The 2,148-nt window shown below is 64.9% G+C and carries 2 protein-coding genes; both read left to right on the top strand.

The window, feature by feature from the left end; translation table 11 throughout:
• The first annotated feature begins 71 nt into the window (after positions 1-71).
• Complete coding sequence (gene istA, locus NA10_RS35025; protein WP_067574991.1) at positions 72-1,298, top strand: IS21 family transposase; 1,227 nt, start codon at positions 72-74, stop codon at positions 1,296-1,298.
• Positions 1,298-2,086, top strand: a complete 789-nt coding sequence (istB, locus tag NA10_RS35030; protein WP_067574992.1) for an IS21-like element helper ATPase IstB — start codon at positions 1,298-1,300, stop codon at positions 2,084-2,086. The genes istA and istB overlap by 1 nt, the downstream gene beginning before the upstream one ends.
• The last annotated feature ends 62 nt before the right edge of the window (positions 2,087-2,148 follow it).

The following is a 2,148-nucleotide window of genomic DNA, read 5'->3' on the forward strand; positions in this document are numbered from 1 at the left end:
TGTCAGCGCTCTTCGAATACCCGGCCACAGGCGCTCTTTGAAAAGTAGGCCACCCATCCACCATCGGAAGGGTGATCTCAGTGCAGGATTGGGCGCAGATCAGGTATCTCCACACGAGCGAGGGCCTGTCGAGGCGGGCGATCGCGGCCCGGTTGGGGCTCTCACGGGACACGGTTTCCCGAGCGATCGCCTCGGAGTCGCCGCCGAAGTATGAGCGAGTGTCGGGGCCCTCGGCGTTCGACGGGTTCGAACCGCTGGTGCGGGGGTTGCTGGCGGAGTTCCCGTCGATGCCGGCGTCGGTGATCGCGGAGCGGGTGGGCTGGTCGGGGTCGCCGTCGTGGTTCCGTAAGAAGATCGCCGACCTGCGGCCGGAGTATGCGCCGAAGGATCCGGCCGATCGCCTCGACTATCGGCCGGGTGATCAAGCTCAGTGTGATCTGTGGTTCCCGCCGACCCGGATTCCGTTGGGCGCCGGGCAGATCGGGACACCGCCGGTGCTGGTGATGGTGGCCTCGTTCTCGAGGTTCATCACCGCGATGATGATCCCGACTCGCACCACCGCGGATCTGCTGGCCGGAATGTGGTCGCTGCTGTCGGGGCAGTTGGGCATGGTGCCACGAAGACTGTTGTGGGACAACGAGTCCGGTATCGGCAAAGGCGGTCATCTGGCGGCCGGGGTGAGTGCGTTCACCGGGATGCTGGGCACCCGGATCGTTCAGTGCAAACCGTTCGACCCGGAATCGAAGGGCATCGTCGAACGCGTCAACGGCTATCTGGAAACCTCGTTCCTGCCGGGTCGGGCGTTCAGCTCACCCGCTGATTTCAATACCCAACTTGCCCAGTGGATTCCAACAGCGAATACGCGTCGGGTTCGGCGCATCGCTGCCGCACCGGCGGAGCTGATCGGCACCGACCGCGCCTGCATGACGGCGTTGCCGCCGGTCGCGCCGCCGGTCGGGTTCGCCCATCAGGCCCGGCTCCCGCGTGACTACTACCTGCGGGTTCTGGGCAACGATTACTCCGTCGACCCGACCGTGATCGGGCGGATGGTCGATATCCGCGCCGACCTGGACACCGTCACCGCCCGCTGCGACGGACTGCTGGTGGGCTCACACCCGCGGGCCTGGTCGAAACAGCAAACCATCACCGACCCCGCCCACGTCGATATCGCCGCGAGATTGAGAGAAGCGTTCGGGCACAAGGCATCCCACCGAGAAGACGGTGACGGGTTCCTGCGTGATCTCGCCGACTACGACGCCGTTTTCGGTGTCGATTTCGACGACACGGGGGTCGCGTGATGGCCGCGCCGACCGACACCGCCAAGCAGATCGAGTACTACGCCAACGCCTTGAAAGCGCCCCGCATCCGCGACAGCGCCGCCAGGCTGGCCGAGCAAGCTCGTGATGCCGGCTGGACCCACGAGGAATACCTCGCCGCGGTTCTGTCCCGGGAAGTGTCGTCGCGGGAGTCTTCCGGCGCCGAAATCCGTATCCGCGCAGCGGGATTCACCGCCCGCAAAGCGATCGAGGAGTTCAACTTCGACCACCAGCCCGCGCTCAAACGCGACACCATCGCCCATTTGGGCACCGCGCAGTTCATCGCCAAAGCCCAGAACGTGGTGCTGCTCGGGCCGCCCGGCACCGGCAAAACACACCTGGCGATCGGGCTCGGCATCGCCGCCGCTCACCACGGGCACCGCGTGTTGTTCGCGACCGCCGTCGAATGGGTCACCCGGCTGCAAACCGCCCATCAGCAGGGCCGATTGGCGGCCGAGCTGGTCAAGCTACGACGCTACGGCCTGTTGATCGTCGACGAGGTCGGCTACATCCCATTCGAACAGGACGCGGCGAACCTGTTCTTCCAATTGGTCTCCAGCCGTTACGAACACGCCTCGCTGATCCTGACTTCCAACCTGCCGTTCTCGCGCTGGGGAGACGTGTTCAGCGACCACGTCGTCGCCGCCGCGATGATCGACCGCATCGTCCACCACGCCGACGTGTTGACCTTGAAAGGCAACAGCTACCGACTCCGCAACACCGAAATCGACACACTCCCGTCCATGCGAACCGACAACACGGCAGACTAGACAACCATCAAGTGGCCGATTTTCGACCAGCGCCACCGGCCGATTTTCGAAGAGCGTCGACA

It is taken from the genome of Nocardia acidivorans NBRC 108247, from assembly GCF_001625085.1.
GTDB lineage: Bacteria > Actinomycetota > Actinomycetes > Mycobacteriales > Mycobacteriaceae > Nocardia > Nocardia acidivorans.